The sequence below is a fragment of the Halomicrococcus pelagicus genome (assembly GCF_050954125.1).
Window position 1 is genome coordinate 1 of record NZ_JBPBWC010000042.1, and the last position, 2,444, is coordinate 2,444.

At 54.8% G+C, this 2,444-nt stretch carries 3 protein-coding genes; all 3 read left to right on the forward strand.

Annotated features, from left to right (window positions below):
- A partial coding sequence (locus tag ACRYA2_RS26505; protein WP_433634802.1) for a universal stress protein occupies nt 1-135 on the forward strand: 135 nt, incomplete at its 5' end.
- A 561-nt stretch (nt 136-696) separates the two neighbouring features.
- Nucleotides 697-1,023, forward strand: coding sequence for an MTH1187 family thiamine-binding protein (locus tag ACRYA2_RS26510; protein WP_433634798.1), 327 nt, complete (start codon nt 697-699; stop codon nt 1,021-1,023).
- Between the two features lie 470 nt (nt 1,024-1,493).
- The gene (locus ACRYA2_RS26515) at nt 1,494-2,252 is read left to right on the forward strand and encodes a ZIP family metal transporter (protein ID WP_433634800.1); all 759 of its coding nucleotides are present in this window, start codon (nt 1,494-1,496) and stop codon (nt 2,250-2,252) included.
- The last annotated feature ends 192 nt before the right edge of the window (nt 2,253-2,444 follow it).

Sequence of the window (2,444 nt, forward strand, 5' to 3'; positions counted from 1 at the left end):
GATGACTACCGTGCTGACCTCGTCGTGATGGGGACACGTGGACAGACGGGCTTCGACAGACTCTTTATGGGGAGTGTCGCGCGGACCGTTCTCCGTACATCGTCGATCCCAGTATTAACTATTCGAACGACCTAGAAACTCACCGTCGCCGCTGGTCGTCCAACCGAGCGGGCATGAAGTCGCGTCAGAATCGGCGCTGCTCAAACCCGGCGACTGCTCGCCGCCACGCCCCGACGAGTGGGTCAGGGAATTGCTAGCCGAGACTGCCGACGACTGACGGCCGTTGACGCGTTCGAGCCCTCCATCTTTACTCTCTTGAAACCCTCAATCCGTGATAATTCGGCGAGTCCGTACTGAATACAGGGCGCGAATGAAATAGGCTCGCGATCTCGATCAGAAGAGGATGCAGCTGCTTCGTGCCGAGAGAACTGCTCTCGGAGCGGCTGACTCAGTCGTTTAACAGTTCCCACCGCTCTTGTATCAGTAGCGACGGTTAGGGAACCCAGCAAGCTTTCGTTCAACCGGTGTTCGCAGCGGTGAGACCGTCAGCGGCCGATTCGGTCAACTGGCGATAGATGAACCCTGCGTCTCGCCTCGAAGACGAGCGTTCGTTGGCCCGAATGCATATGAGAACTGTTCTCGTATGCCGCCGTGCAGCGGAGCAGTCGATACCTGTACTATAGATGGAGACCAAACATGACAGTAATCGCCAGATTCGAGGTCATCCCAGTCCACGAAGGAAGCCTCTCACAGGATATCGCCCAAGCGATCGAAGCACTCGACGATTTCGACATCTCGTACGAGATGACCGCGACGGATACGGTCATCGAAGCCAATGACGTCAATGAAGTGTTCGACGCCGTCAAAGCAGCACACGACGCGGTGGAAGGCGACCGTATCATCTCCTCGCTGGAAGTTGACGAACAGGGAGAGCGCAACCAGCATGTCGAAGACCGCGTCGAGTCCGTCGCTAGCGTTCTCGGACGCGACCCGAAACGAGAGCGGGGACCAGACGCCAGTTAACTGGGTGGTCAACACGAGAGGAGTACAGTCAAGAACCTCCTCGTCGTCATCGCAAGGAAATCGGTGGCTGACATCGGTTCCGGTCATCCGATTTGGTGTCTGTGACGTCACTCGGAGTTAGTCGTTCTCCAGCTCGTCTATTCGCTCAGTGAGCTGTTCGACTGCCTCACGGAGGTCGGCAAGTTGCTGCGAACGAAGGTCAGTCTCGGCCGGTGATGGTTCTTCCCATTCATCTCGTGTCTGGGGCCAGTACTCCGGCCCATCACACCACGGGCACAGGTGACCACGGCGATGATGCGGGCAGCCGCAGTGGTGATGCCAATGAGGCATGGCTTGTGAACGTAGGCTCCCAACCAGAATATACTCATTGGGTGCTCTTGCTCTTCAAAACCTGGTATAGATGTTTTCACAAAGTCGTTGGAATCGACTGTCTAGATGGTTTATGTCATCTCTCCACGATTTGTTGAGCGATGGGGCCCTTTGGGTGGATTATCGGCACGACAATCGGCATCAGTCTCACGGCCTGGATTGGTGTTCTCACACTGTTCCTCCAGGACGAGCTCGTGGATGAAATACTGCTGGGACTCGTTGCCCTCGCTGCTGGCAGTCTCATCGGCGGCGCATTCCTCCACCTTCTTCCACGTGCAATCGCTGAGGCAGGAACAACCGATACACTCCCTCTATTCCTCTATCTTATCAGCGGATTCTGTCTGTTTTACGTCCTGGAACAATTCCTTCACTGGCATCACCACCACACCGCGACCCACGAACATGAGCCCGTCTCGTATCTCGTCTTGATATCGGATACGCTGCACAATTTCATCGACGGTCTCGTTATCGCCGGCGCATTCCTACTCGGGATTCCGCTCGGAATCGTCACTTCGCTCGCGATCGCACTGCACGAAATCCCCCAAGAAATCGGTGATTTTGGCGTTCTCGTCTATAGCGGATTCGACCGGCGTCAAGCCCTGCTCCTCAACTACCTCACGCAAGTAACCGTGATTCTCGGTGGCATCACTGGCTTTTTGGTCAGCGACATGGTTACCGACCTACCGATATTCCTTCTCCCGTTTGCGGCCGGGAATTTCATCTATATCGCCAGCTCCGACTTGATTCCTGAAATTAAGGGCGAAGAAAATCTGCTTCGGTCAAGTCTCTATTTTCTCGTATTCCTCCTTGGGATCATCCTCATGCTTGGAATTAGACTCCTACACGGTATAATAGGATAACAGAAAATGTCGCTATCACATGCCAGCGAATGACGATACCAACATTCGGGGCAAAAAACTTGGCGCGCCAAAACCCGGTTACTAGGTCATCGCCGTCAGCGGTGGGTATCTAATTCGGCGGCTTCTTGACTCATGAACGTTCGATGCCCGGCGAGATAATCGTACGTTCCCCCAAGTACGAGTCCATAGAGG

What these genes read in the sequence shown, in the direction of transcription:
- ACRYA2_RS26510 (WP_433634798.1), top strand. Translation starts at nt 697, where the DNA reads ATGACAGTAATCGCCAGATTCGAGGTCATCCCAGTCCACGAAGGAAGC.
- ACRYA2_RS26515 (WP_433634800.1), top strand. Translation starts at nt 1,494, where the DNA reads ATGGGGCCCTTTGGGTGGATTATCGGCACGACAATCGGCATCAGTCTC.